The sequence below is a fragment of the Bernardetia sp. ABR2-2B genome, from assembly GCF_037126435.1.
Classification (GTDB): Bacteria; Bacteroidota; Bacteroidia; order Cytophagales; family Bernardetiaceae; genus Bernardetia.
Genome location: NZ_CP147020.1, coordinates 360,139 through 385,981 on the forward strand (window position 1 = coordinate 360,139; position 25,843 = coordinate 385,981).

Annotated in this window: 21 protein-coding genes; 8 read left to right on the forward strand and 13 right to left on the reverse strand. The window is 31.8% G+C overall.

From position 1 onward, the window contains the following. Positions 1 to 43: 43 nt before the first annotated feature. From WAF17_RS01455 to WAF17_RS01475, 5 genes are all read right to left on the reverse strand, one after another. Positions 44 to 1,006, reverse strand: a complete 963-nt coding sequence (locus tag WAF17_RS01455) for a hypothetical protein (RefSeq protein ID WP_338765353.1) — start codon at positions 1,004 to 1,006, stop codon at positions 44 to 46. A 75-nt stretch (positions 1,007 to 1,081) separates the two neighbouring features. Next, positions 1,082 to 2,557: a proline--tRNA ligase gene (proS, locus tag WAF17_RS01460; RefSeq protein WP_338765356.1), complete on the reverse strand. Its 1,476-nt coding sequence runs from the start codon at positions 2,555 to 2,557 to the stop codon at positions 1,082 to 1,084. Between the two features lie 157 nt (positions 2,558 to 2,714). Continuing rightward, complete coding sequence (locus WAF17_RS01465) at positions 2,715 to 4,064, reverse strand: hypothetical protein (RefSeq protein WP_338765359.1); 1,350 nt, start codon at positions 4,062 to 4,064, stop codon at positions 2,715 to 2,717. A 393-nt stretch (positions 4,065 to 4,457) separates the two neighbouring features. Then, the gene (locus WAF17_RS01470; RefSeq protein ID WP_338765361.1) at positions 4,458 to 4,616 is read right to left on the reverse strand and encodes a hypothetical protein; all 159 of its coding nucleotides are present in this window, start codon (positions 4,614 to 4,616) and stop codon (positions 4,458 to 4,460) included. A 38-nt stretch (positions 4,617 to 4,654) separates the two neighbouring features. Then, positions 4,655 to 4,849: a hypothetical protein gene (locus WAF17_RS01475; protein WP_338765363.1), complete on the reverse strand. Its 195-nt coding sequence runs from the start codon at positions 4,847 to 4,849 to the stop codon at positions 4,655 to 4,657. Positions 4,850 to 5,026: 177 nt separating this feature from the next. Here WAF17_RS01475 and ade point away from each other — a divergent pair, with 177 nt between their 5' ends. The 4 genes from ade to WAF17_RS01495 all read left to right on the forward strand — a co-directional run bounded on the left by ade (position 5,027) and on the right by WAF17_RS01495 (position 10,540). Further along, on the forward strand, positions 5,027 to 6,733 hold the full coding sequence (gene ade / locus WAF17_RS01480) for an adenine deaminase (protein WP_338765365.1): 1,707 nt from the start codon (positions 5,027 to 5,029) through the stop codon (positions 6,731 to 6,733). Between the two features lie 137 nt (positions 6,734 to 6,870). Then, entirely contained in the window at positions 6,871 to 7,218 is a 348-nt protein-coding gene (locus tag WAF17_RS01485) for a GxxExxY protein (protein WP_338770136.1), read from the forward strand. A gap of 70 nt (positions 7,219 to 7,288) precedes the next feature. Next, entirely contained in the window at positions 7,289 to 8,368 is a 1,080-nt protein-coding gene (locus WAF17_RS01490) for a mannose-1-phosphate guanylyltransferase (protein WP_338765366.1), read from the forward strand. A gap of 216 nt (positions 8,369 to 8,584) precedes the next feature. Further along, on the forward strand, positions 8,585 to 10,540 hold the full coding sequence (locus WAF17_RS01495; protein ID WP_338765367.1) for a hypothetical protein: 1,956 nt from the start codon (positions 8,585 to 8,587) through the stop codon (positions 10,538 to 10,540). 14 nt (positions 10,541 to 10,554) lie between these two features. Here WAF17_RS01495 and WAF17_RS01500 read toward each other — a convergent pair whose 3' ends face one another. Further along, positions 10,555 to 12,087, reverse strand: coding sequence for a GH3 auxin-responsive promoter family protein (locus tag WAF17_RS01500; RefSeq protein WP_338765369.1), 1,533 nt, complete (start codon positions 12,085 to 12,087; stop codon positions 10,555 to 10,557). 242 nt (positions 12,088 to 12,329) lie between these two features. After that, entirely contained in the window at positions 12,330 to 12,683 is a 354-nt protein-coding gene (locus tag WAF17_RS01505; RefSeq protein ID WP_338765372.1) for a hypothetical protein, read from the reverse strand. A 189-nt stretch (positions 12,684 to 12,872) separates the two neighbouring features. On the opposite strand from WAF17_RS01505, the gene WAF17_RS01510 reads away from it, so the two are divergent. Next, the gene (locus WAF17_RS01510) at positions 12,873 to 14,063 is read left to right on the forward strand and encodes a HAMP domain-containing sensor histidine kinase (protein ID WP_338765373.1); all 1,191 of its coding nucleotides are present in this window, start codon (positions 12,873 to 12,875) and stop codon (positions 14,061 to 14,063) included. 205 nt (positions 14,064 to 14,268) lie between these two features. Further along, the gene (locus tag WAF17_RS01515) at positions 14,269 to 17,733 is read left to right on the forward strand and encodes an FG-GAP-like repeat-containing protein (protein WP_338765374.1); all 3,465 of its coding nucleotides are present in this window, start codon (positions 14,269 to 14,271) and stop codon (positions 17,731 to 17,733) included. Between the two features lie 475 nt (positions 17,734 to 18,208). Here WAF17_RS01515 and hemL read toward each other — a convergent pair whose 3' ends face one another. Both hemL and pnuC read right to left on the reverse strand, forming a co-directional pair. Beyond that, positions 18,209 to 19,510, reverse strand: a complete 1,302-nt coding sequence (hemL, locus tag WAF17_RS01520) for a glutamate-1-semialdehyde 2,1-aminomutase (RefSeq protein WP_338765376.1) — start codon at positions 19,508 to 19,510, stop codon at positions 18,209 to 18,211. A 214-nt stretch (positions 19,511 to 19,724) separates the two neighbouring features. Then, on the reverse strand, positions 19,725 to 20,444 hold the full coding sequence (pnuC, locus tag WAF17_RS01525; protein ID WP_338765378.1) for a nicotinamide riboside transporter PnuC: 720 nt from the start codon (positions 20,442 to 20,444) through the stop codon (positions 19,725 to 19,727). 230 nt (positions 20,445 to 20,674) lie between these two features. On the opposite strand from pnuC, the gene WAF17_RS01530 reads away from it, so the two are divergent. Then, positions 20,675 to 21,523, forward strand: a complete 849-nt coding sequence (locus tag WAF17_RS01530; RefSeq protein WP_338765380.1) for a universal stress protein — start codon at positions 20,675 to 20,677, stop codon at positions 21,521 to 21,523. Positions 21,524 to 21,595: 72 nt separating this feature from the next. Here the strand turns inward: WAF17_RS01530 and WAF17_RS01535 are convergent, their stop codons facing one another. From WAF17_RS01535 to WAF17_RS01545, 3 genes are all read right to left on the reverse strand, one after another. Continuing rightward, a complete protein-coding gene (locus tag WAF17_RS01535) occupies positions 21,596 to 22,945 on the reverse strand; it encodes a UDP-glucose/GDP-mannose dehydrogenase family protein (RefSeq protein ID WP_338765381.1) in 1,350 nt (449 codons plus the stop codon). 276 nt (positions 22,946 to 23,221) lie between these two features. Next, on the reverse strand, positions 23,222 to 23,476 hold the full coding sequence (locus WAF17_RS01540; RefSeq protein ID WP_338765382.1) for a diacylglycerol kinase family protein: 255 nt from the start codon (positions 23,474 to 23,476) through the stop codon (positions 23,222 to 23,224). Positions 23,477 to 23,497: 21 nt separating this feature from the next. Then, a complete protein-coding gene (locus tag WAF17_RS01545; RefSeq protein WP_338765383.1) occupies positions 23,498 to 24,202 on the reverse strand; it encodes an NUDIX domain-containing protein in 705 nt (234 codons plus the stop codon). Between the two features lie 281 nt (positions 24,203 to 24,483). On the opposite strand from WAF17_RS01545, the gene WAF17_RS01550 reads away from it, so the two are divergent. Beyond that, a complete protein-coding gene (locus WAF17_RS01550) occupies positions 24,484 to 25,302 on the forward strand; it encodes a DUF2279 domain-containing protein (protein ID WP_338765385.1) in 819 nt (272 codons plus the stop codon). 13 nt (positions 25,303 to 25,315) lie between these two features. On the opposite strand, the gene WAF17_RS01555 is transcribed toward WAF17_RS01550, so the two are convergent. Then, complete coding sequence (locus WAF17_RS01555) at positions 25,316 to 25,762, reverse strand: hypothetical protein (RefSeq protein WP_338765387.1); 447 nt, start codon at positions 25,760 to 25,762, stop codon at positions 25,316 to 25,318. Positions 25,763 to 25,843: the final 81 nt, after the last annotated feature.

Here is a 25,843-nt window from a genome sequence, read left to right on the forward strand (position 1 = left end):
TAATTGAAATAGGTTTTTTTTGATTTTTAGAGTTTATTTTTTCTTATAAAAATAAAAAACCTTTTCCACGAATACCAACTAACCAAACTGAAGAAGAAATAGGTCTTGGGCTAGATAAATCATCAAAAAAATGTTCTCTTGCTATAAAAAACTCTGCTTTTCCTTTCAATCCATTAAAACCAAATCCTGATTCTACTCTATAATTAAACTTGAAATTCTGACCTCCTTCTTCCTTTACCTTATTAGAAAAAATTGCCGTATTTGCCCAAGAACGATTGTAAAAACTCCAACTATTTTTTTCTCTTTTACTCAGTTTTATATCAAACCGTCCTCCCAAAAGAATCATTCCAGACATATAATCCCAGCTTTGCTTTTCTGTAAAACGAGGAAAACGAGAGTCCTCCGAAATGGTATAATACTCTGCTCGTCCCCAGATATTGGTAGTAATTTTAGGAGAGATATTTATTTTATCACTTGTAGCTTCCAAATGTAACCCATTCAGAATAGCAACTCGTGAAGTGGGTTGATAACCAATTCTTGATGTAGTATCATTAGGAGGAGAATCGCTATCTATTTCGTGTCTTGATTTGTGAGTAAAGCCAACATTCCACGTAAAATTTTTCTTCTTATTGAAATAAGCAAAGCTCTCTTGTAAAATAATTCCACGAGGGTTAAAAGCAATGTTATTGTAAATATTTGCATTGACTTCAATAGACGATAAGAAAACAATAGAATGTAATCCAATATCATTTTTTTTATTTTTCCATCGTACAATATCAAACATTCCACAAACCTGTGCATTCCAACCCTGTGAGTTTTCAGTAGAACTAAAGCCACGAGAGTTATGTCCTGCAAAATTAGTAGCTGCAAAATAGCTTTTTTCAGTAGAATGAGTTGCCGTAGTATCTAAAAAAGGCATAGTCTGAAAGTTTCGCATCACATGTGCTTGTGAAAATGCAAAAGCTGGAACTAAAAAAAGAATAAAAAAGAGAAAATATGATTTCATAGTTTTAAATAGAAAAACCCTAAGAATCTTTAAGACCCTTAGGGTTTAGACTAAAGTTTGAATAAAAATAAATTATTAATAAGCTCTAGCAAACAAAACACGTTCTTTTGAAGGCTTACCTGTTAGGATACATATTCCATCTTCTTGTTTGTTGTTCAAAGGAACACAACGAATTGTTGCTTTTGTTTTATCTTTTATTTGTTCTTCTGTTTCGGCTGTTCCGTCCCAGTGTGCAGCTACAAAACCACCTTTATCAAGGGCTGCTTCAAATTCTTCCCACGTATTTACTTGAGTTGTATTTGAAGTTCGGAAATTCAAAGCTTTATCATAAATATTTTGCTGAATTTCTTCTAATAGCTGCTCTACTTTTTCTCCTACTCCTTCCAACTGCCACGACATTTTTTCTTTCGTATCTCTACGAGCTACTTCTATTGTTCCATTTTCGACATCACGCATTCCAATTGCCAAACGAACAGGAACGCCTTTCAATTCCCATTCTGCAAACTTAAATCCAGGGCGAAAAGAATCTCTATCATCTAATTTTAAAGAAATATTTGCAGCTTTCAGAACTTTCATAAGTGGTGCTAAAGCTGTTTTTATTTGTTCTAAATCTTCTTCTTTCTTATAAATAGGAACAATAACAACTTGAATTGGAGCTAATTTTGGAGGCAAAACCAAACCTTCGTCATCAGAATGAGCCATAATAAGTGCACCCATCAAGCGAGTAGAAACTCCCCAAGAAGTTCCCCAAACATAATCTAATTTATTATCTTTTGCTGCAAATTTTACATCAAAAGCCTTTGAGAAATTTTGCCCCAAAAAGTGAGATGTTCCTGCTTGAAGTGCTTTTCCATCTTGCATAAGTGCTTCGATACAATACGTTTCTTCTGCACCTGCAAAGCGTTCAGATTCTGTTTTTAAACCTTTTACGACAGGAAGTGCCATGTGTTGCTCTGCAAAATCAGCATAGACATTTACCATTTGCTCTGTTTCTTCGATGGCTTCTTGTTTTGTAGCGTGAGCTGTATGCCCTTCTTGCCATAAAAATTCAGCAGTACGTAAAAACAGACGAGTACGCATTTCCCAACGCACTACGTTTGCCCATTGATTAATCAAAAGAGGTAAATCTCTGTAGGATTGAATCCAATTTTTATAGGTATTCCAAATAACAGCTTCACTTGTCGGACGAACAATAAGTTCTTCTTCCAATTTTGCATCTGGGTCGACCATCAATTTTCCTTCTTTATCAGGGTCATTTTTTAGACGATAATGCGTAACAATTGCACATTCTTTGGCAAAACCTTCAGCATTTTTTTCTTCGGCTTCGAACAAACTTTTGGGAACAAAAAGAGGAAAGTAAGCATTGCTATGCCCTGTTTCTTTAAACTTATCATCTAAAACACGTTGCATTTTTTCCCAAATAGCAAAACCATAAGGTTTAATTACCATACAACCACGGACGGCTGAATGCTCTGCTAAATCTGCTTTTTTTACAAGTTCGTTGTACCACGCTGAATAGTCTTCTTTGCGTGTTGGAAGTCCTTTTGCCATAAGTAAAATGGAATCTTTAATTGGTTTGATTTCTGTTTAATCCACAAAGGTAAAATTTTTGAGCATAAAATAATACTTGAAAGTAGCTTTTTCTTATAAAAAAGTCTATTCAATCAAATTTGATTGAATAGACTTTTTGTTTTAAATTTAATTTGTTTTACAAAGCAGGGTAATAACTATCTAATGTATTTACAATATCTTTCAAACGAGGAAGATTTACAGCACGACGAATACCTGTAACAGCTTCTCCTTTTTTATTTTTCAAAATCGTAATTTGAGTTTTTACCTTTGCAGGTTCACTACTTAGATTTTGAGATACTGCGCCCTCCAAAATAACAATTGTATTACGGCTATTTTCATCTATCATAGAGATATATTGACCGTAGAGATAATCAAATTCTTTATAGAGATAAATCACGTCTTCAATTTTTTTGTTTGCTTCCATAATATGAGGATATTTTGACATCAATTTTGAGTAATCCACTTTACCACCTTTGGCAAACTCACTTTCTAGTTTATCAAAATAAGCAGTAACAGAAGATTTATTATAGGTTCTGAAAACAGTTAATAAATACTCTCCATTAGTAGCATTTCCTTCTGGTTCTTTGAGCTTAACATCAAATTTTAATCCTTTTGCTTGAAGATTTACATATTCAGTTAGTTTATCGTGTAAATTTGTAGTCTGAACTTGATAGTTATCAATATTATTTGCAAAACGAGCATTCACTAAATTCAATTTGGCATAATAAGCTGTGTATTTTTCTAACTCATTTTTGAACTCTTGAACATCACTTTCATCAATATCCTTTCTTTGTGCAGCAATTCCAGAGACAAAACCCAAGACAGAAGTAGCAATATTAATAACAGGAGTAGCAGAAGCAATATTACTCACAACAGGATCTTGGAGAAGCATATTAGCGATATTGAGAATCTTTGAACCTCCTTTATCTCTTTTACTAACTAGCTTTTTTTTCATAAGCTGCATCACTTTGTCGTTATAAGAAAATCCTAGCGTTTCATCAGCAGGGTTATTCAAACTATTGAGCATTGTACGATAACTCTCTACTTGGTTGATAGCATAGAGTGTATTCAAACGGTCATTTAGAACTTCAAAAAATTCAGCAGATTGAATCAAATTTGTTCTAACCATTTTATAACGAGCTTCATCTGTTAGTTCTACACGACGAGTTACTCCTTTCACAATAGCGTCATTCTTTTCAACAGTTTCTTTATAAAGACCTAGATTAGAAGAAAGTGTATTGATTTGTGTAGAACGATTTTTCAAAGAATCTGTAAGAGCTAATACTTTCAAACTATCTCTCTGACGTTGGTCTGTAAGGATTTGATAACGACGTACAAAGTCTTTGTTTTGTTGTTGAAGTTGGCGTTGCTCCGAACGAAGTTCATCAATAGCTTTCAAAATTAGTGCAACACTATCTTGTGCCGAAACAGTATAGATTGTTCCAAAGGCAAAGAATAAAAATAGGAATAGAGTTTTTTTCATCATAAAAATTAGATATTATATTAATGGAGTTTATTCTTTAGAATGATAAGATTTTGAATTTTAAGTAAAAGATACAAATAATATACACACTCAAAAGCTAGTAATACTATTTTTATTAAAATTTTTCAGAAAAAAAGTCTTCCTCTATAAAATAATGGAAGACTAACTATATGTTTTTTGAATTAACAATCTTTTAGAGGACAAGGAATGCGTCGTCCTCTTTTTAGCTTTTTCTTTTTTAGGGTATGTCCTTTATTTGAACTACAAGAGGTAGTAGTAACTATCATAAAAGAAGGTAAAACCATAAAATAAAGAAGATAAACGAATTTAATTTTGTTTTTTTTCAATTTTCTAAATTTATAGTAAGATTATTTTTTTAACTTCTACTGTTAGTAGTTATCTTTTCTTTTTAGATGCTTTATAACTTTTATACTTAGGAGTCCACGCTTGTTTTGGAGCGTGTACACAACTACTCATAACGGCAGTAGAGAAAATAGTCAAGAGACAAATAGCTATTCTTTTTTTTGAAAAAATAGTTTTATTAATAGAATTCATTTTTTATTTATTTTAGTGAAACTAATTTACATTTATTTTTACCAAGCTCTTACTGTTTTCAAACGCTGTTCGTGTTTTGGCGAACGGGGTTGTTTGTCTCTCATGTTTTTACGTTTTGTTGGAGTCCACGCCTGTTGAGGCGAGTGAATGCAACCTTGTAGTCCAAAAGAAAGTGTAAAAAGAATAGCTAAAAATGATGCTTTTGAAGTAAATTTTGTGAATATATTTTTCATTTGAATTCTAATTTGAATGACTTTAATTATTTGATAATAAAACAAGTGAAATTATTTTTCTTATTTCTTAAAGGCAAAAAATAATTTTGATAGAATAAGTTATCTTTGAGCTTATAAAATCTAAAATTACACATTTTTTTGAAAAGTAATTCTTTACTTACCTTATATAATCCGTTTATGATAATACGTACAAATCTCGTAAATATTGCAGAAAAAACGATTTATCCTGCACAAATCACAATTAAGGAGGGCAAAATTCATTCCGTAAAAAAACTAGAGAAATCATTAGAAACAGACCAAAGTATAAAGAATTATGCGCTTTGTGGTTTTATTGATTCTCATATTCATATCGAAAGTTCGATGCTTGTGCCTTCAAAATTTGCTCAAATGGCAGTTGTTCATGGCACAGTAGCAACTGTTTCAGACCCTCACGAAATAGCGAATGTTATGGGAATGGAAGGAGTAGAATTTATGGTAAGTGATGGAAATAAAGTTCCTTTTAACTTCTTTTTTGGTGCGCCTTCGTGTGTCCCTGCAACGAGTTTTGAAACGGCAGGAGCAACTATTTCAGTAGAAGATATAGAAAAACTGATGAGCCAACCCCATATAAAATATTTATCAGAGATGATGAATTATCCTGCTGTTTTGGCAAGAGATAACGAAGTAATGGCAAAAATTGCAGCAGCTAAAAAATATGGAAAACCAACTGACGGACACGCACCAGCCTTGAGAGGAGAAGATGCAAAAAAATATATAGAGGCAGGAATCAGTACCGACCACGAATGTTTTACAAAAGAAGAAGCACTAGATAAGCTAAAATATGGAATGAAAATTATTATCAGAGAAGGAAGTGCAGCCAAAAATTTTGATGCTCTGATTGATTTATTGCCAAAGTATTATGAAAAAATGATGTTTTGTTCGGACGATAAGCATCCAGACGACCTTATGGAAGGTCATATCAATTTACTTGTAAAACGAGCTGTTAAGTTGGGAATGGATAAATTCAAAGTGCTTCAAGCTGCTTGTATCAATCCAATTGAACATTATAATTTAGAAGTAGGAAGGCTTAGAGAAGGAGATAAAGCTGATTTTATTATTGTAAAAGATTTAGAGAATTTTGAGGTTTTGGAAACTTACATTAATGGAGAAAAAGTAGCAGAAAACGGAAAGTCATTTATCAAAGATGTAGAAACAAAGGCAATTAATCAGTTTGATGTAAACCCAAAAAAATCATCTGATTTTGAAATAAAGAAAAGTAAAATAGTAGGAAATAGTACAGAAAATACAAAAATTCCTGTCATTGAAGCATTAGACGGACAATTAATTACAAATCCTGTTTATGTTGAAATTGATGATTTGACAAATAAAGAAGGTAATTTGGTTTCTAATCTTGAAAAAGATATTTTGAAAATGGTTGTTGTCAATCGCTATACTTCTGATGCTCCTGTCGCAATTTCTTTTATCAAAAACTTTGGTTTAGAGCAGGGAGCAATTGCTTCTTGTGTTGCCCATGATTCGCATAATATCGTAGCCGTAGGAGTTACAGATGAAGATTTGATGAAAGCCGTAAACTTAGTAATTAGAGAAAAAGGAGGAGTGTCAGCTACAAGTGGAAAAGAAGGAGAAAACCAAAATCAAGTTTTACCTCTTCCTGTTGCAGGAATTATGTCGTTAGAAAATGGAGAAACAGTAGGCAAAAAATATGCTCAAATTGATACATTTGCAAAAACTTTAATGACTAACCCAAAAACTAGCAAAAAACTTCATGCTCCCTTTATGACACTTTCATTCATGGCTCTTTTAGTCATTCCAGCATTAAAGTTGAGTGATAAAGGACTTTTTGATGGAGGAAAATTTGAGTTTGTGAAAGGTTGGGAGGTTTAAGAAGTGTTTTTTTTAAAACACAGAGTTCACAGAAAAAATATTTTTGAACCACAGAGGTTGAAGAGGAAAAAGAGAAAATACAATTACATTTTAAATTCAACTATTATTTTATGGAAATTAATTAAATTACACAACAAATACTTGGTTCTTGTATAGAAGGACACAAATCTGTTGGTATGGGTTTATTAGAATCGGTTTATGAAGAATGTCTATTTTATGAACTGTCAAAGAATACGAAGCTATTTGTCGAAAGACAAAAACCAATAGAGGTCATTTACAAAGATGTGGTTATGCCTTGTGGATTTAGAGCTGATTTTGTTATCGAAAATAAAGTAATTTTGGAAATAAAATCAGTAACTGAAATTCATCCTATCCACAAAGCTCAACTCATGAACTACATGAAATTAGCTGGCTGTCAAGTAGGATTATTAATTAACTTTAATGTAAAATTACTAAAGAACGGAGTAACAAGATGGGGAATTTGAATTTCTCTCTCCTCTCTTCAACCTCTGTGGTTCGAAAAGAAGTTCGTATTTAACATAGAATAAAAAATATATGCAAGATAAAAATACACACCTTATCATTATGGCAGGTGGAATTGGAAGCCGTTTTTGGCCTTTCAGTCGTCGTAATTACCCAAAACAGTTTCAAGATATTCTAGGAACTGGGAAGTCACTTTTACAACAAACAGTTAAGCGTTTTGAGCCTGTTTGTAAACCTGAAAATATGTACATTGTTACAAATCAAGACTATAAAGACTTGGTAAAAGAACAATTACCTGATTTTTCAGATGAGCAAATTTTATTAGAACCCTTTTTACGAAATACTGCGCCTTGTATTGCGTATGCGTCTTATAAAATTAAATCCAAAAATCCAGAAGCAAATATCATTGTTACGCCTTCTGACCATGTAATTTTGGATACGTATAGTTTCATCGAAAAACTCAAAGTTGCTATTGATGCAGCCAAATCAAGTGATAAAATTGTTACTTTAGGAATCAAGCCCACTCGTCCTGACACAGGATATGGTTATATTCAGAGCGAAGAGAATCAAAAAGGGAATGTAAAAAAAGTGCGTTTATTTACAGAAAAACCTAACTTAGAAATGGCCAAGTCATTTTTGGAAAGTGGAGATTTTGTATGGAATGCAGGTATTTTTATTTGGAATGTTCAGACGATTGCAAAGGCATTTGATACTCATTTAAACGATATTTCAGAAGCTTTCGAAGATATGAAAGGCGACTTTTATACAAAAAATGAACCTAAATCTTTAGAAAAAGCCTATTCACAATTTCACGGAATTTCGATTGATTATGGAATAATGGAAAAAGCTGAAAATGTTTTTGTGGTTCAATGTGATTGTGGCTGGTCTGATTTGGGAACTTGGAAATCGCTGCACGAACAAGCCAAAAAAGACGAAAATAAGAATGTAATTACTGGAGATGTAATGGCGTACGATACAAAAAATTCAATCATCAAAATTACAAAAGACCGTTTGGCTGTTGTACAAGGATTAAATAATTTTATTGTTGCAGATTATGATGGTGTTTTGTTAGTTTGTCATAAAGACCAAGAGCAAAGAATCAAAGAGTTTTTGGAAGTCGTTAAAAAAACTAAGAAGGAAAAATATACGTAGTAAAATTTTGCGTACCATTCTTGTTTTTAAAACCTAAATTTTATAAAGTCTCCTTCTTTTAGAATTTAGGTTTTTTTTATAAAACTTGATTTATAAACAGGTTTTAATAAAAATATTTCATAATGAGTGTAAAGGTTACTTTTCAATATTATATTTGTTGAGACTATCTGACAATTACTTTAGAGTTTTATTATTTATACATTTTACAAAACAAAAATGAGCCTTTTCAAACAATACCTGTCCACATATATACTTCATTTTGGTTTAGTTTTACTTTTTCTTATTGTATTTATATTGGTAGGTAGTTTAGTACGTAGTCTGTTTTTCAAGAAAAATAAACTCTCTATTTATTTGGTAGATATTTTCCCAAACTTATTTATGGGATTAGTTATTGTAGTTACTTTCTTCTCTTTGTTTATTACTCAGTTGAAATCTATCAATTTTTTATTTTTAGTCGTAGGTTTAGGTTTTTTGTATGATAGAAATAGTTTTTTACAACTAGATTTTTCTGCTTATGAACACAAAAATCACAAGTACGTTTTCTTACTGTTTTTTATTTTCATATTTAGCTTATTATTTCATTCAATTTATCAATATAATTACGAGATTTTTACAGCTTATAGATGGGACGATATTTTTTATGCTAACCTAGCTTATCATATTGCAGAGCAAGGTTTAGAAAATACATCTCACGTAGCTAATTTGGTAAATGAAAATATTTCTTTGAATTATTACCATTATTTTGAACTTTGGCTAACGAGCTTTTTCTTTAAATTTTCTGACCAAAATATAATTACTCTATTTATTCTTTATACTTCAACAGTAATTATTTTTTCGGCTTTTTTAGCTCTATATTATTTTTTGGTAACAGAAGTAAAATTATCTTCCATACAACTAAGTGCTTTATTATTTATTTTAGGGTTCATTTCTATCACGACTTTTCCTTTTTATGAAAATATATTTGGGCATAGTTTGTTTTATGGAATTAAAAATATTTTTCTAGGGCATGACGAAAGTATAAATATAAAATCAACACTTTTACTTTTACCTATTTGCATTGGACTTCAATTTTTAAGAAAGAATTATTTATTTTTTACTGCAATAATAATTAGTGTCTTAACTGTTTTTTCGGTTGTAATGCTTCCTTTTGCCTTTATTTCTACATCTTTGCTGGTTTTGTATGCACTTCTAAAGTCAAGAGAAGAACTAAAAAAAATAGTAATATATAGCTTTGTTTTTTACACCTTTTTTATTGCTTTCTATTATTTTCAAGGTGCATTAAGTGGAAATACTCAAACAGTTAGCTTTTCTATTTATAAAGAGCTTTACTTCAGAACAAGAATAACACTATCTCTTACTATAAAGGTATTTATTTATTTTGCACCTTATTTTATTCTTATAATTCTTTTTTGTAAAAAAAATATTTTTTTAAAAGAAAAAAGAGTAATAATTTTGTATTTGATTGTTGTTGCCTCAACAGCTTTTATGGCGACTTTTTTTTATAAGCAAATCAATTACTTGCAAATAGCTAATTTAATTAACTATAACTTTACGAAAATAATTATTATTTATCTGTTGGCAAAAATAATAACTGTTGAGGCAAAATTATGGAAAAGTATTGTTTTAATTAGTTCAACTATTGTACTTACCATTATTGTTTCTAGTTGGATGTTTAATCATTTATATTTTGATAAGACATTTATTGATGATAAGAAATTTGAGAAACAGGTAAAAGTTTTTTTTAAACAAGAGAGTAACATTGATTCTTACTTTGGAGTATATATTTCAACTCCTACGAAATTAGACCCATACAATATTGTTTCTATTTATAACTCTCCATTTGTCTATATATCTACTATTCAATCTGGAGTTTCTTTATTAAGTCTAAGCCATATAGATATTCCTAATCCTACAAAAGACCCTATTGATTCACTCAATTTTGAAATTGGTTTAAGAAGCGATCCTTTCTATAAATTCATACAAAAACAAAAGCAACAAGATGTTTTTAAATCTCTTAATCAGAGTAGATATGACTTTATCACCCAATACCGTCCTTATTTTATAGCTGTGAAGAAAGAAGAAGATATTCCTGAATTATTACGTCCTATTTTGGGAGAAAGAATAGAAAATAAGTCTGCTAAGATTATTTTATACAGATTTAAGTATGAATAATTATTATGAAAAGATTAATTTTTCATTACTTTCAAAATAGCATCTACATATTCTCTATCATTCGAAAGACGTGGAACTTTGTGCTGTCCTCCCAGTTTTCCTTTTGATTGTAGCCATTTGTAAAACGTATTGGGTTCTGCAAAATGAACGGTTGGCATTACCAAAGCAATATTTGCATGTCTCTTAGCGTCATAATCCGAATTTATTTCTCGTAATTTTTCATCTAAAGATTCCGTAAAAAGGGTTTCGTTTTCTGGAGGATGTACAAATTCAATTATCCATTCGTGTCCTCCTTGTTTGTGATTTCCTCCTTCTTCGCCTTTTATGTAAATGGGTGCTGCTGTATAATCTTTTAATTTTGCATTTGTTTTTTCACACGCATAGGCGAGGGCAATATCAGCATTTTCTACTACTACTTCTTCTCCAAAAGCATTAATAAAATGTTTTGTACGTCCTGCAATTCGTATTCTGAACGGGCTAATAGAAGTAAATTTGACTACATCGCCAATATTGTATCGCCAAAGACCAGAATTTGTTGAAATAATCATTGCGTATTTCTCATTCAATTTTACATCTTGTAATGCTATTGTTTTTGGATTCTCTTTATCCCACTCGCTCATCGGAATAAATTCATAATAAATTCCATAATCTAAAAGAAGAAGTAAATCCTCACTATCTTTTTGGTCTTGTAACGCAAAAAAACCTTCGGAGGCATTATAAACCTCCATATAATTCATTTGTTCAGATGGAATAAGCTCTTTGAAAAGCTGACGATATGGAGTAAAAGAAACTGCTCCATGAAAAAAACATTCTAAATTAGGCCAAACTTCTAAAATTGAGTTCTTACCTGTAACTTCTAATATTTTTTTGATTAAAAATAATGTCCACGTCGGAACTCCTTGAATGCTTGTTACATTTTCTTTCGAACTTGCTCTTGCCATTGCTTCCATTTTTTCTTCCCAGTTCTCCATCAGAGCAATTTCTAAACTAGGTGTTCTGAGATATTCTGCCCAAACGGGTAAGTGATTCATAATCAGAGCCGAAACATCTCCACAGTTCTTGACACCTGTAATCGGATTTGGTTGCATACTTCCACCTACTCCAACTCCTTTACCAGAGAAAAAACCTGTATCTGGATTGTTATTAGCATAAAGGGCTATCAAATCTTTTCCTGCTGCATAATGATTTCTGTCTAAACTCTCTTCCGAAACAGGAATATATTTACTTCGTGCATTGGTCGTACCAGAAGATTTTGAGAAACCAATAATAGGTTTATCCCAAAGTAAATTTTGTTCGCCTCTCAAACTTCTTTCTATATAAGGATAAAACTCTTCATAACTAGAAATAGGAACTCTATCAGCAAATTGTCCTTGCGTTTTGATAGCAAAATAACTATGTTCTTTACCCCAAACAGTATTTTTTCCAGACGCAATCAAATACTTAAATACTTCTTCTTGTACTTCAAAGGGGTTTTTTTTGAAGTTTTCTATACTTTCCAAGCGTGTGGAAAATAATTTTGCACCAATCCAATTGATAATATTTTTCATAGATTAAAGTTTGAAAAATTGCTCAATAAGAACACAAGCAATTGTAAATAAAAATAAAAGTTTAAAAAATGTGTGTTTACCTTTTGATATAAGTGTCAAATACAATTTAATGTTTACTTTTAAATCATAAAATTAAATTAGTAATCTTTTTGAAAGATACTACAATGATAAAAAATATTTCCATAAAAAAACCAACAAAGACTTTCTTTTTACATAAAAAAAATCTTGTTGGTGATGTATATCTAGTCATTTTTGTCAATCATACTCTTATAGAGCTTGTCTTCTATATCTTTGAGTTCGTTTCGTACTTTCCCAATTACTCTGAGTAGTTGTTTTCTTTCTTTTACCTTTTCGTCCCACTCTGGCATATCCAAAAAATCTTTTAGTTTGTCTTCATTAAAAAACATAGAACAAAGATGTAAAAAAGACATTTTATTTTGAATCTTTGGGTGAGAAATTACTTCATGTGTAGCATTTCTCAATACATCATTTACTCTCATTCCTAAAAAATCAAATTCATAATCTAATTTTTTATCTATTTTTTTAGCCAATTTTTCACGCTTTTTTTCTAATTTTTTCTGCTTATTTTTTTTCATCGTATTTTTGGGTAAAAGTGAAATAAAAAATTATAAATTTATATTGGATTGAAATTGAGTTCTACTAAAACTCTATTATTGCTTAATAAGTTCGCTTTCTTTTATGTTATCAAAAAATAAATAACTAACCTTCTCGTGCATTTTTTATAAATTGGACTGCAAAATTACTTAAAAATTAGTCAATAAACTATGATTTCTATAAATCAATCTCCTTCCAAACTCAAATGGATTGTTATTCTTTTTGCTTCGCTTATTGGTTTGATGTCCCTTTATTATACTAATCAATTAGTAGATACTTTGGCAGAACGTGAAGAAGAACAAATTGATTTGGTAGCTAAAGCACAAGAATTAGTAGTTCAGGTAGAGGACAGTCTTATGCTTAACTTTTTGGTTACAAATATCTTGCAAGGAAATCAATCCATTCCTATGATTGTGGCAGATGAAGAAGGAAACCCCAATCAGTCAAGAAATATTAAATTTAGAAAAAATGCTACTGAAGACGAAAAAAATAAAACTTTAAGAAAACATTTGGTTTCTATGAAGGAAGCTCATCCACCCATTGAAGTAAAAATTTCGGAAGAATGGAAGTATTATATTTATTATGAAAACTCTACTTTGCTTACACAGCTCAAATATTTTCCTTATGCACAACTTTCACTCATTACAGCTTTTCTGATTTTTGCTTATTTCTTATTTAGCTCTTCTCGGCGTGCCGAACAGAATAGAGTTTGGGTAGGACTAGCCAAAGAAACAGCACATCAACTCGGAACACCACTTTCTGCACTTATGGCGTGGGTGGAATATTTTAGAGCTGATAAAAGTGTTGAGGAAGATATTTTGCAAGAAATAGAAAAGGATATTGCTAGACTTACAATGATAACAGAGCGTTTTTCAAGTATTGGTTCTATTCCTGATTTGAGTTCTGAAAATGTATTGGAGGTAGTGGAAGGAGTAACAGAGTACCTCAAAAAAAGAATTTCTACTAAGGTAAAACTGACAATTAGAGCAAAAAAAGACACAAAGTTATATGCCAAAATAAATAAACCTCTTTTTGAATGGGTCATTGAAAATATTTGTAAGAATGCTGTTGATGCAATGAGTGAAGCAGGAGGTAAAGGAAGTATAACGTTGTTTTTTTCTTCAGATAGAAGCCAAAAGCAACTTATCTTAGATATTACAGATACAGGAAAAGGAATTTCACAGAATCAAATCAAAACTGTTTTTCGCCCTGGATTTACTACCAAGAAAAGAGGCTGGGGACTAGGACTTACACTCGCAAGAAGAATCGTGGAACAATACCATAACGGAAAAATAAGTGTTTTGAAATCAGAAGTAGGAAAAGGAACAACTTTTAGAATTATTTTAAGAACAAGTGAGTGATTTTTTGTCTGTTTAGTTCAAAAAAAGTTTTTCAAAAACTTAAATACCATTTTTTCGTACATTAGAATACATAAAATAGACTTTATATCTTGTATTAAAATTTTGGCTCGTGCTATTTAATTTGTATCTTAATAAGATTAACTATCTTAACAGTTATTTGATTACTCAACAACACTCCATTTAATACTCTTCTCATATATATCAAATGAAAAATCAATTTCAATCTTTTCTACTATTATTTTTTATATCTATTTTTATAGTTCCTCTTACACATGCACAGGTAACTATATGGAATGAAGATTTTACACTTGCTGATGATACTGAAACCGATGCAGGAGCAACAGCTTGGTCTGAATCTCCTAATGCACAAGGAAGTGTAGATGCAGGTTCTGTTCAAGGAAATGTATTTACTTGGGAAGATATTGATGGCGAAACTTCCGACGGAAATGAAGCTATTTGGTTGAGTCAGAGTATAGATATAAGTAATTATAATACAATTACGGTTAGTGCTGATGTGAGAGGAACAAATAGTATGGAAGATGGAGAAGAGTATATAATATTAGAGTACAGTACAAATGGAGGAACAACTTGGACACAATTCACAACTAATGGATTTAATGATGGAGATTTTTCTAATACATTCATAACTGCTTCCTCAAATGTCCCTAATAACACAACATTGCAGATAAGAGCAAGAGTATTTAGTGACAACAATAATGAAGACCACGAACTAGATAATGTGTTGGTGCAAGGAATATTGAATACTACAAATCCAGCTACCTGTGGAGCAACACCTTTTTGGGATGAAGAATTTTCTTTACCAGATGGCACAGATTCAGATAATGGCTCAACAGCTTGGAGCGAAGCAGGAAATACAGGTGCAGGTGAGGTAAATGGAAATGCTTATGTATGGGAAAATACAGGAGCTGCTGAAGGAATTTGGATAAGCGACCCTATTAATATAAGTGGACTAACAGATGTTTCTATTTCAATGGATATACAAAGCGACCCTGATATGGCAGGAGAACCTGATTATCTTATTATAGAATATACGACAGATGGAGGAACTACTTGGAACGAGTTTACTACAAATGGAAATAATATAGGCGACTTTGGAAACCTAACAGCTTCTGTAAATTCTATCAATGGAACAACACTTCAAGTACGTGCTAGAGCTAGAAGTAGTGCAAATGGAGAATTTCATACCATTGATAACGTACAAGTTTCGTGTGTTACAAATACTACTGGGGGTGGAGGAGGAACAGACCCAGACTGTGTTGCTCCCCTTGCTCCACCTACTTTTACAGAAATTGCAGCCACTACTGGAGGGTTAGATGTTGGTGGTGGAAAAGATGGAGGGACAGCTTGGGGAGATTTTAATCAAGATGGCTGTTTGGATTTGCTTGTCAATACAAACAATGGAAATAATAATGGAGGAGGAACACGTCTCTTTCAAAGTAATTGTGATGGCACATTCTTTCGTGTAGCTGAACCTAGAGTTCCTGCTGAGTTAGAAGATATTGTAAGAGAACGTAGTGTTATTTGGGGAGATATAAATAATGATGGTTGGTTAGATTTTGCTCGTAATACTTCTGCTACTGGAAACAATCAATCTTCAATTCATTTTTATTTGAATGATGGAAATGCTCCTAACAATTCATTTATCCTTATTCAAACTGTTTGTAATGGTAGTGATAATGGAAATGCAGGAGGAGTCGTTAATCCTGCACAACAAAATGAAATTGATAATGGAAGATTAGTTGATGGACAAAATACAGAAGGTTTGGGATGGTTAGATTATAATAATGACGGCTTTTTAGACCTAGTTATAGAAAATCACAATCACGGAATTGATATTTTAGAAAATCAGTTTTTTTGGGGCGATTTAGCTGATGCTACTCCAAATGATGCTGTAAGTATTATTAATTTAGGAGGTGTTACCTGCGACCACCCTAGCAATCCAAATGGAAACCCTAGAACATACCCTCCCTTTATACACGTAACACCTGACGAAGACCCAAAAGGGCTAATTACAGGAGCAACAGATGGAGATTATCTAACTATTGGAGACTTTAATGATGATGGTTACTTAGATATTTTAGGACGAAAAAATAACGAACGTGATTTGTTTGCTAATAATGGTAATAATTTTTTTCCTGTCAATCTTACTTTTAACGGACAAGCAAATAATGGTAATAAAGGAGGAGTAGCTTTTTGTGATTTTGATAGTGATGGAGATTTTGACATTATTTGGACTTCAAACGATAATCAAACCAATGGAAATGAAAATTTTATTTGGATGCAAACAGGTTTGTATTCAGAGAATTTTCTAAAACTAGACGGAACGAATGCTACTACACAAAGAAACCCTATAGATGGAGTTCTCAACAATGTAGATGGCTGTGCTTGTGGAGATATAGATAATGATGGAGATGTTGATTTATTCCTTTCAGCTGGAAATGGTTCTAGTTATATGTTCAGAAATGATGGAGTAGATGGAAATGGAGTTCCTATATTGGTAGATAATACAGCAGCTTATGGTATCAATGTAAATGCAAATGGAGAAGGTGTAAATTTAGTAGATTATGATAATGATGGAGATTTAGATTTGTATATTAATGTAAATGGTGGCGATAACCAGCTTTGGCGAAATGACTTACAATGCCCTAAGAATAATCTGAAAGTAGAAGCTCTAGTGTGTATAGAACCAGGATTATACAGAGAAGCTGTCGGAACAACAATACGTATAGAGAGTATGGACGGTACATTTTCAAGTGCTTTACAAGATGTAAACGCAGCAAAAGGACACGGTTCTCAAAATCCTCTTAAAGTTCCTTTTGGTATCCCTGATAATAATGACTTGTATCGAATTATTGTGCGTTTTCCTCCTTTTGGTGTAGATTTGGATGGAGATGGAACAATAGAAAGTCCTGATAATGGTTTTGGGCAAGATGAGGTTATTAGTGAAACCTATACTGTAGAAAACGTACGTCCTACTGACTTTCCAGACCAAACAGTACGTATCACAAGTCAGTTTGCTATTGATGGTGCGACAGATTGTAATGGTGGACTTTTGCCTGTTGAGATGCTTTATTTTACAGGAGAACAACTTATCTCTGGAGAGAACCTTTTGAAATGGGGAACAGCTTGGGAACGTGATAATGATAAATTTGTAATAGAACGTTCTTTTAATGGAACTAATTTTGAAGCCATTGGAGAACAGAAAGCGAGAAGCGAAAACTCTATTTCTGTTACAGCTTATGAATTTTTAGATAGAGATATAGCTCAAGAAATTCAAAAACAATTAGTTAAAAAAGTTTATTATCGTTTGCGTCAAGTAGATACGAACGGGACAATTAGTTTTTCGAAAGTAGTAGTTATTACTATGAATACTTCCAACCTTGGAATAAGTAACTTTCCTTTGATTTACCCTTCGCCTAATAAAAAATCAAGTGATTTTATGTTAGATTATGAAGCAATCCAAAGCAATCAAGAGTTTTATTTGAAAATTTATAACGTAATTGGACAAATTGTTTATCAGAAAAAATATACACTCAAAAAAGGAACAAACAAACTTTTTATTCCTACTAAAAAATTACCAAAAGGAATTTTGATTGCAAAGTGGACGTCGCTTAGCGAAACAAATTCTCAAAAAATTCTTTTGGAATAAGAAAAAAAACAATACAAAGTTTGCAGACTGCTAATAAAATTGTAAATTACAGATACTTATCAAAAATAAGTGCAAAAAAATAAGCCAACAATAAATTTGTTGGCTTATTTCAATCAATCCTATCCTAAAAACTAAGCATCTTTTTAAGAAATTTTGAACTAAAAACTGATTTCTGAAAAGGTGCTTTTGTGATTATAAATAATCGTATTCAAAAGTCTTTTTTTATCAATTTAGTTTCAAAGGTTTTCTTAGAATTTCCTCAAAGTTTTTATAATTAAGTCAAAGTCTTCAAATGAGTAATTAAATACTTTTTGCTTTCTTTGTCTTAATCGTTACGCTAATATACGTCAAGAATTGATACAAGATTTGGTTCTTCGATATAAACAAACAAGAGGTCGGTTAAAAGCTAAATTTGTTCGGTAAAAAATAAAAGAGAATTTTGTGTTGGTTGGTATCGCATAAACAAACAAGAGCTTTAAGCATGAATTTCTCTCAAAGCATCTTCATTAGCTTCAATAATTCTGTTTACATCTTCATCAGAAAGCGAATTTGATAAGAACCAACTCTCAAATTGAGCAGGAGCAATATAAACACCACGATTAAGCATAGCGTGAAAATATTTTCCAAAAAGAGCTGTATCACAAGTAAGCGCATCTTCAAAATTTTCTACTTTTTTATCTGTAAAGAAAATATTCGTCATCGAACCGATGTGATTTACTGTATAATTTAAACCTTGCTCTTTGATAGATTTACGCATTCCATCAGCTATTTTAGACGTTTTTTGTTCTAAGTTCTGATAAATTTGAGGGTTATTATTCAAAATATTCAAAAGTGCTAAACCTGCTGCCATTGCCACAGGGTTGCCCGAAAGTGTTCCTGCTTGATACACTTTTCCGATAGGTGAAACACAATCCATAATTTCTTTTTTACCTCCGTATGCTCCAACAGGCATTCCACCACCAATTATTTTTCCTAAAGTTGTCATATCAGGTGTAACCCCATAAACTTCTTGCGCTCCACCTTTTGCTAATCTGAAACCTGTCATTACCTCATCAAAAATAAGTACAATTCCATTTTCATCACATATTTTACGAAGACCTTCCAAATAACCTTCTTTTGGCAAAACACAACCCATATTTCCAGCCACAGGCTCAATAATAATGGCTGCAATTTCATTTGGATTTGCATCGACTAAATATTGAATAGCATCTAAATCATTATGAGGAGCTAATAAAGTATCTTTTGCTGTTCCTTTCGTTACCCCTGGACTATTTGGCGTTCCCATTGTGGCTGCTCCACTTCCTGCTGCAATCAAAAATGAATCTCCATGACCGTGATAACAACCTATTGTTTTGATAAATTTTTCTCTTCCTGTATAACCACGAGCCACACGAACAGCAGACATGGTAGCTTCTGTTCCAGAATTTACCATTCTTACTTTTTCTATCGAGGGAACCATTTCACAAATTAGCTCTGCAATTGTTACTTCTCTGCGTGTTGGTGCGCCAAAAGAAGATGAACCATGAACTGCTTCAATGATAGCTTGTGTAACTTCTTCTTGTCCGTGTCCTAGAATCATAGGACCCCAAGAACCTATCAAATCAATATATTTGTTGTTGTCCTCATCAAAAAGATAAGCTCCTTTTGCTGATTTCATAAAAACAGGTGTGCCTCCAACAGCTTGAAAAGCACGAACAGGAGAATTTACACCTCCTGGAATATGATGTTGAGCTTCTGAAAAAAGAGTTTGACTATTTGTTAGTGTTACTGAATGCATTGTATTTTATTTATTGAGTGAATAAGGTAATTTTTGATATTTACAAAAGTAAGAATTTAATTGTTTTGTTTTCGTTTGCTATATTCTAATTTTTATGGAACACCGATTTTACGAATTTATACAGATTACCACCAATTTTTTAAATAAAAATAAACTAAGATGTAATTGTATTTTTCTGCTGTTGTTGATATTTTAGTGCAGCGACACCAATAACTTACTTAGGCATTTGTTTTTTCCATTCAAAATATCCCAAAATAGCCAATACTAAAAATATAGCATATAATCCTGTCGTAAAATAAAGACCTTTATAGTAATAAATTCCGACACAGAAAGCATCAATTACAAACCAAAAAATCCAGTTTTCTACCCAGCGTTTGGCAAGTTGAAATTGAGCTACAACGCTAAAAGAAGTAGTAAAAGCATCAAAATAAGGCACAGAAGCATTTGGTAGCGTAGAAAACCAAGCCCCAAAACCAAAGACTCCTGCAATACCGACAACAATACTGATAAGCCAAAATTTGATGGGCATATAAGTAATTGGAAGCTCTGTATCATTATTTTTGATTATTTCGTTACTGCTATCACCATCATAAAAATTATCAGAAGTTAATTCCTCTATCATTTCTTTGTCCAAAACAGAAGGTTCAGAAGATAAAGTAGTGTGTTTTTTTCTCTTATTTTTTCCTCCAAAAAGCCAATGATACCAACCCCAAATACTGACTACAAAATAGAAAGCACTTAGAATAGAATCTCCATACAGACCTGCATCAAGAAATATATATATATAAGGAACAACACTCAAAATACCAAACAACCAACCCCAATGATTATTTCTTGTGTTGAGCCAGACACAAATAAGTCCTGTAAGGGCAGCGAAAAGCTCTAGTTTGTGAGAAAAAAAATAGGTTAGAAAAGATTCTAGTAGTTGTTCCAAAACGGGTTTTGTTTTTTATTGAAAATAGATTTTAAAAATGAGTTGCAAAGATAGACCTTGCAAATAGAGAAAAAAATCGTATCATAAAAAATAATTTCTAATAGATAGTTTTACGATTAAAAAAGTGATATTATTAGTAACTTTGTATTCTATTTTTATAACATCGTCAAAGAGAAGTGTAGATTTTTAGTAAATTTCAAATCTATCTTTTTAAATCCTAAATTTATTTCATGCAAACTATATTTGTTCCCTTAGATTTTTCAGAAAATTCATTACAAGCTCTTCGCCACGCTATCGAACTAGCTAAAACCTCTGAATCACAAATTATTGTTTTTCACTCTTATCAACCTCCTCAAATGGGTGGTGGAAGTTTTACAGGTAAGAAAAAACTTACTGACCTTGGCAAACAAGAAGCTGAAGATAATATGTATAAAGTAGTGATGCGCTTAAAAGAAACTGAACCTGATTTAGATTTCGAACATTTGATAGTTGATGGCGATCCTATGCAACGCATTCTTTTCTATTCAGAAGAATATAAATCTGACTTGATTGTTATGGGAACAAAAGGTGCTAGTGGGCTAAATGAGGTCTTTTTGGGGAGTGTTGCAGGTAAAATCATCAATGATGCGTCTTGCCCTGTGGTAATTGTTCCAGAAGAGAGTTATAAAGGAACATATGAAAGAATTGTTTATGCAACTTCACTTATAGCAGATGATAGAGGCGTACTAAAATACTTAAAGGGATTAGCTACGGATTTCAAAGCAAAGTTAGAATGTATCCATATAGAAAAAAATGCAGAAGCAAATTCTAAATTTGAATCTTTTGGAAGAGCTTATACAGAAGAAGGAACAGATAATAATTATATAGATTTTAAAATTATTTCTAAAGAAGAAAGTCAGAAAGTAGAAGATGCTTTATTAGAATATATAGAAGAAAATCCTCTTACTCTTTTGGTTATGCTTCGTCGTGAACGTGATTTTATACAGCGTGTTTTTGGTCATAGTGTTACTAAAAAGATGGCACACCATGCAAAAAGCCCTTTGTTGATTATGAAGGCTGCTGATAAGATAGAGCTTTAATCAAAAAACAAAAAGTCTATTCTCAATTATGAACTCTGAGAATAGACTTTTTTCTTTAAAAGAAATTATAAACTAAGCTTCTTGCGAAACTTGTTTTTTCTCTCTAGTATCAACAGCTTGTCTTCCAATGCTATTATAATATGTCTTTAAATCTTCCATCTGTTCTAAGTCAAATACATTTCTTCCATCAAAGATAACTCTGTCTTTCATTATAGAGAATGTTTTTTCAAAGTCTGGAGTACGGAAAACACTCCATTCAGTAACAATAATCAAGGCATCTGCATTTTTAAGAGCGTTGTATTGATTTTCTTCAAAAGAAACTCTATCATCTCCTTCATACTGCTCATGAACATTTTCCATTGCCTCTGGGTCAAAGGTAGAAACGGTTGCCCCTGCTTCTATAAGTTCATCAATGATGTAAAGTGCTGGTGCTTCTCTAATATCGTCTGTATTTGGTTTGAAAGCAAGTCCCCACATAGCAAAGTGTTTTCCTGTCAAATCTTCACCATAAAAAGATTTGATTTTATCTACCATCACTACTTTTTGGCGTTCGTTTACTTTCATTACCGAACTCAAAATCTTAAACTCATATTTGTTTTCATTAGCTGTTCTTTCTAAAGCCTGTACATCTTTTGGAAAACAACTTCCTCCATAACCTACACCAGCAAACAAAAATCGCTGTCCGATACGGTTATCAGAACCCATTCCTTTACGAACAAAATCTACATTCGCTCCTACAAGCTCACAGATATTTGCAATTTCATTCATAAAACTAATACGAGTAGCAAGGTAAGAATTAGCTGCATATTTTGTCATTTCAGCCGAACGTTCGTCCATAAAAATAACAGGATTTCCTTGTCTTACATAAGGGTTATAGAGTTTGTCCATTACTTTCCTTGCTCTGTCTGAAGAAGTTCCTACTACAACTCTATCAGGTTTCATAAAGTCATCAACGGCTACGCCTTCTCTTAAAAATTCAGGATTCGAAACAACATCAAATTCTGTTTTGGTATTTGCAGCAATAGCAGCCTGAACACGCTCGGCAGTACCCACAGGAACGGTACTTTTATCAACAATGACTTTATAATCTGTTATCATTTTGCCCAACTGTTCTGCAACGCCTAATACATACGAAAGGTCAGCAGAGCCATCTTCCCCTGGAGGAGTTGGAAGAGCTAAGAAAATAATTTGAGCATCTTTAATAGCTTCTTCTAAATTGGTAGTAAATAAAAGACGTTCTTGTTTGATATTTCTTTCGAAAAGAACTTGTAAACCAGGTTCGTAAATAGTTAGTTTTCCTGATTTAAGGCGATTGATTTTGTTCTCATCGATGTCGACACAAACAACTTGATTACCTGTCTCGGCAAAACAAGTTCCTGATACTAAACCTACATATCCTGTACCAATGACTGCTAATTTCATATATAAAAAGAATTGTGAATAATTAAAAAGAAATGAATTATTATAAAAAATACGTATATAAATCAAAGAAAAAGAGTTCTTCCATTTTAGATTCAGAAAAACAAAGATACAAAAAGTAGGTTTTAGTCAAGATTTTAAAAAGAAATAATTTATTATCTTAAAGATTTAAGGTAATATAATCTAATATTCTCTTTCCAAAAACAATTGTACCCACTAAAACAGCGTAGATACTTGCTATCAAAACGGCACTTGCTGCCAAATCTTTTATCTGACCTGCTAATTTCTTTCTGGACTAACTAAGTCGACTAACTTTTCTAAAGCTGTATTCAGAATTTCTGTTATCCAAACAAAACAAATAGCTGATAAAACAGAAATCCATTCTAAAGAAGATATTTGAAAGACAAAACTAAAAAATAAAGCTAAAATTGCTGCAGGAATATGAATAAAGATATTATAGTCTTTAATCATTATTTTCAAACCTTTGAAAGCATAACCAAAACTACGAAACTGTCTTTTGAGATAGCTAAACATATTTTTGAGACTAAAAACAAATTAAATCTCGAATACAAACCCTTCTTTTACAAGCTGTTCGTATTTATCTTTATCAAATTTATAGAGTTGAGCTGCACGATGGGAAACATTTTGCTGATATTCATCTAGAGGAAGAACAAGTTTTGTCTTTAATATCTTTCTTCTGAAATTTCGTTTATCAAGTGTCATTCCTAATACGTGTTCATACAAAATTTGAAGTTGAGAAAGAGGAAATTTTTCTGGCAAAAGTTCAAAACCAATAGGTTGATAACGCACCTTTCCACGCAATCTCTCCAAAGCTATTTTCATAACTTCCTCATGGTCAAAGGCAAGAGGGATTTCTGAGAGTTCTTTTATACTAAACCACCTAGTATCAGCAGCATCAGAAGCAGCTTTTATTTGATCAGCATGATGCGCCAAGCTTACCAAAGCATAGTAGGCAATACTAATTACTCTCCCTCTTGGGTCACGGTTTGGCGCACCAAAAGTAAAGAGTTGTTCCATAAAAAGATTATTCATACCTGTTTCTTCTTCTAACTCTCGTCTTGCTGCTGTCTCCAAATCTTCATCCATATCTACAAAACCACCTGGAAATGCCCATTTTCCTGCAAATGGATTGTGCGCTCTTTCTATCAAAAGCACTTTCAAGTCAGAGTTTTCACTATCCCAAGCAAAAATAACACAATCAACAGTAACAGAAGGGCGTGGGTATTCGTAGCTATACATAAAGTTGTGGGTAATTAAATTGGTTTGAGATTTTTTATTCTTAGTGTTTTTTGTACACAAAGTAAGTTATTTTTTTTGAATAAAGCAATTTTTGGATTAAAAATGGATATATATTATTTTGGATTATAATTTTTAAATTAATTCTGATGCTCTATTTTGCCTATCTTTTTACATTTAAAGTCAAGATTCTTGCCTTTTTTCTATTTATACTCTTTTTATTTATCTGTTTCCCATCTTTTTCTCAAAAAACTGAATCAGTAAAAGATACTACATATAAAACTATGCAAGTACGTGAGACCAAAAAATGGCTTATTCCAACAATTGCAGCAACGACATACATAGGAGGAATGACTTTTTTATATCAGAGTTGGTATAAGAACGAAAATCAAACTTCCTTTCATTTTTTTAATGATAATAAACAATGGAATCAGTTAGATAAATTTGGACATACTTATACTTCTTACCAATTAGGAAAATTAAGTTATTATTCTTTCAAAAAATTAAATTATTCAGAAAAAACAGCTCTTTGGTCTTCTATGGCTGGTTTTTGGCTAATGCTTCCCATTGAAGTTTTTGATGGATTTTCGCCTACTTATGGAGCAAGTTATGGCGATTTGATAGCAAATGGAGCCGGTTCTTTATTGTTTTTATCTCAACAAATTGCTTTCAAAGAACAACGAATTCAGATGAAGTTTTCATTTTTTCCAACTTCTTACTCCGATTTACGTCCAAATACCTTGGGAGAAAATCTTCCTACAAAAATTTTAAAAGATTATAATGGACAAACTTACTGGTTTTCCTCTAGTCCTGCATTATGGTTAAACAAAGCTAGTAAAACTAAATTTCCAAAATGGTTAGCTTTTTCAATTGGTTATGGTGCAAATGGTATGTTATATGGAAGTGAAAATCAAAACAATGAAAACGGCTATCAAAGTTCAAGAGATTTTTATATGTCTTTAGATATAAATTGGAGTCAGATAAAAACTAAACGGAAAGGTTTACAATTATTATTTGGCGTTTTAGATGGAATAAAAATACCTTTTCCTGCATTTTATTATAATACAAAAAAAGGCTTTGATATAAGTTTACTCGCTTTCTAATTAAAAAATAAAATTAATCTTTTGGTAATTTTATCCATTCGATTGCTTTATTTAGATTGCCAAAAGGAATTACATCTACACTTCCTTTTCGTTTTACAAAAATTTCATCAGCAGAAAGTTGCATAAATAAATCATTAGGAATAACATATCCTAAATAAGAAAGTCCAGTTTGCAAGGCACGAGGAAACCAGTTTCCGTCTATCCATTTTTGGTCTTCATCTGTATAGGTCTGACGATAAGTTAAATCTACAATCAGTTTATTTGTATTTTTTTTCTTTAAAAAAAATAGAATTGCATCTAAAAAAGTTCTCAATTCTGTATCATAAACAAATCCAATACTACGAGTAATTATACAATTTGCTTCTTTGTTGTAATAGATACGAAGTGCATCACTTTCACTCACATCAACATTATAAATTAACTCATTTTCTGGACTAGCTAAATGTTTTGGTAATTTCATAAGTTTATGTTTTTTTATAAAAATAATATTTTGCTTAAAACAAAGCAATTTATTCAAAAAAAACTAAAAAACGGAAATCTA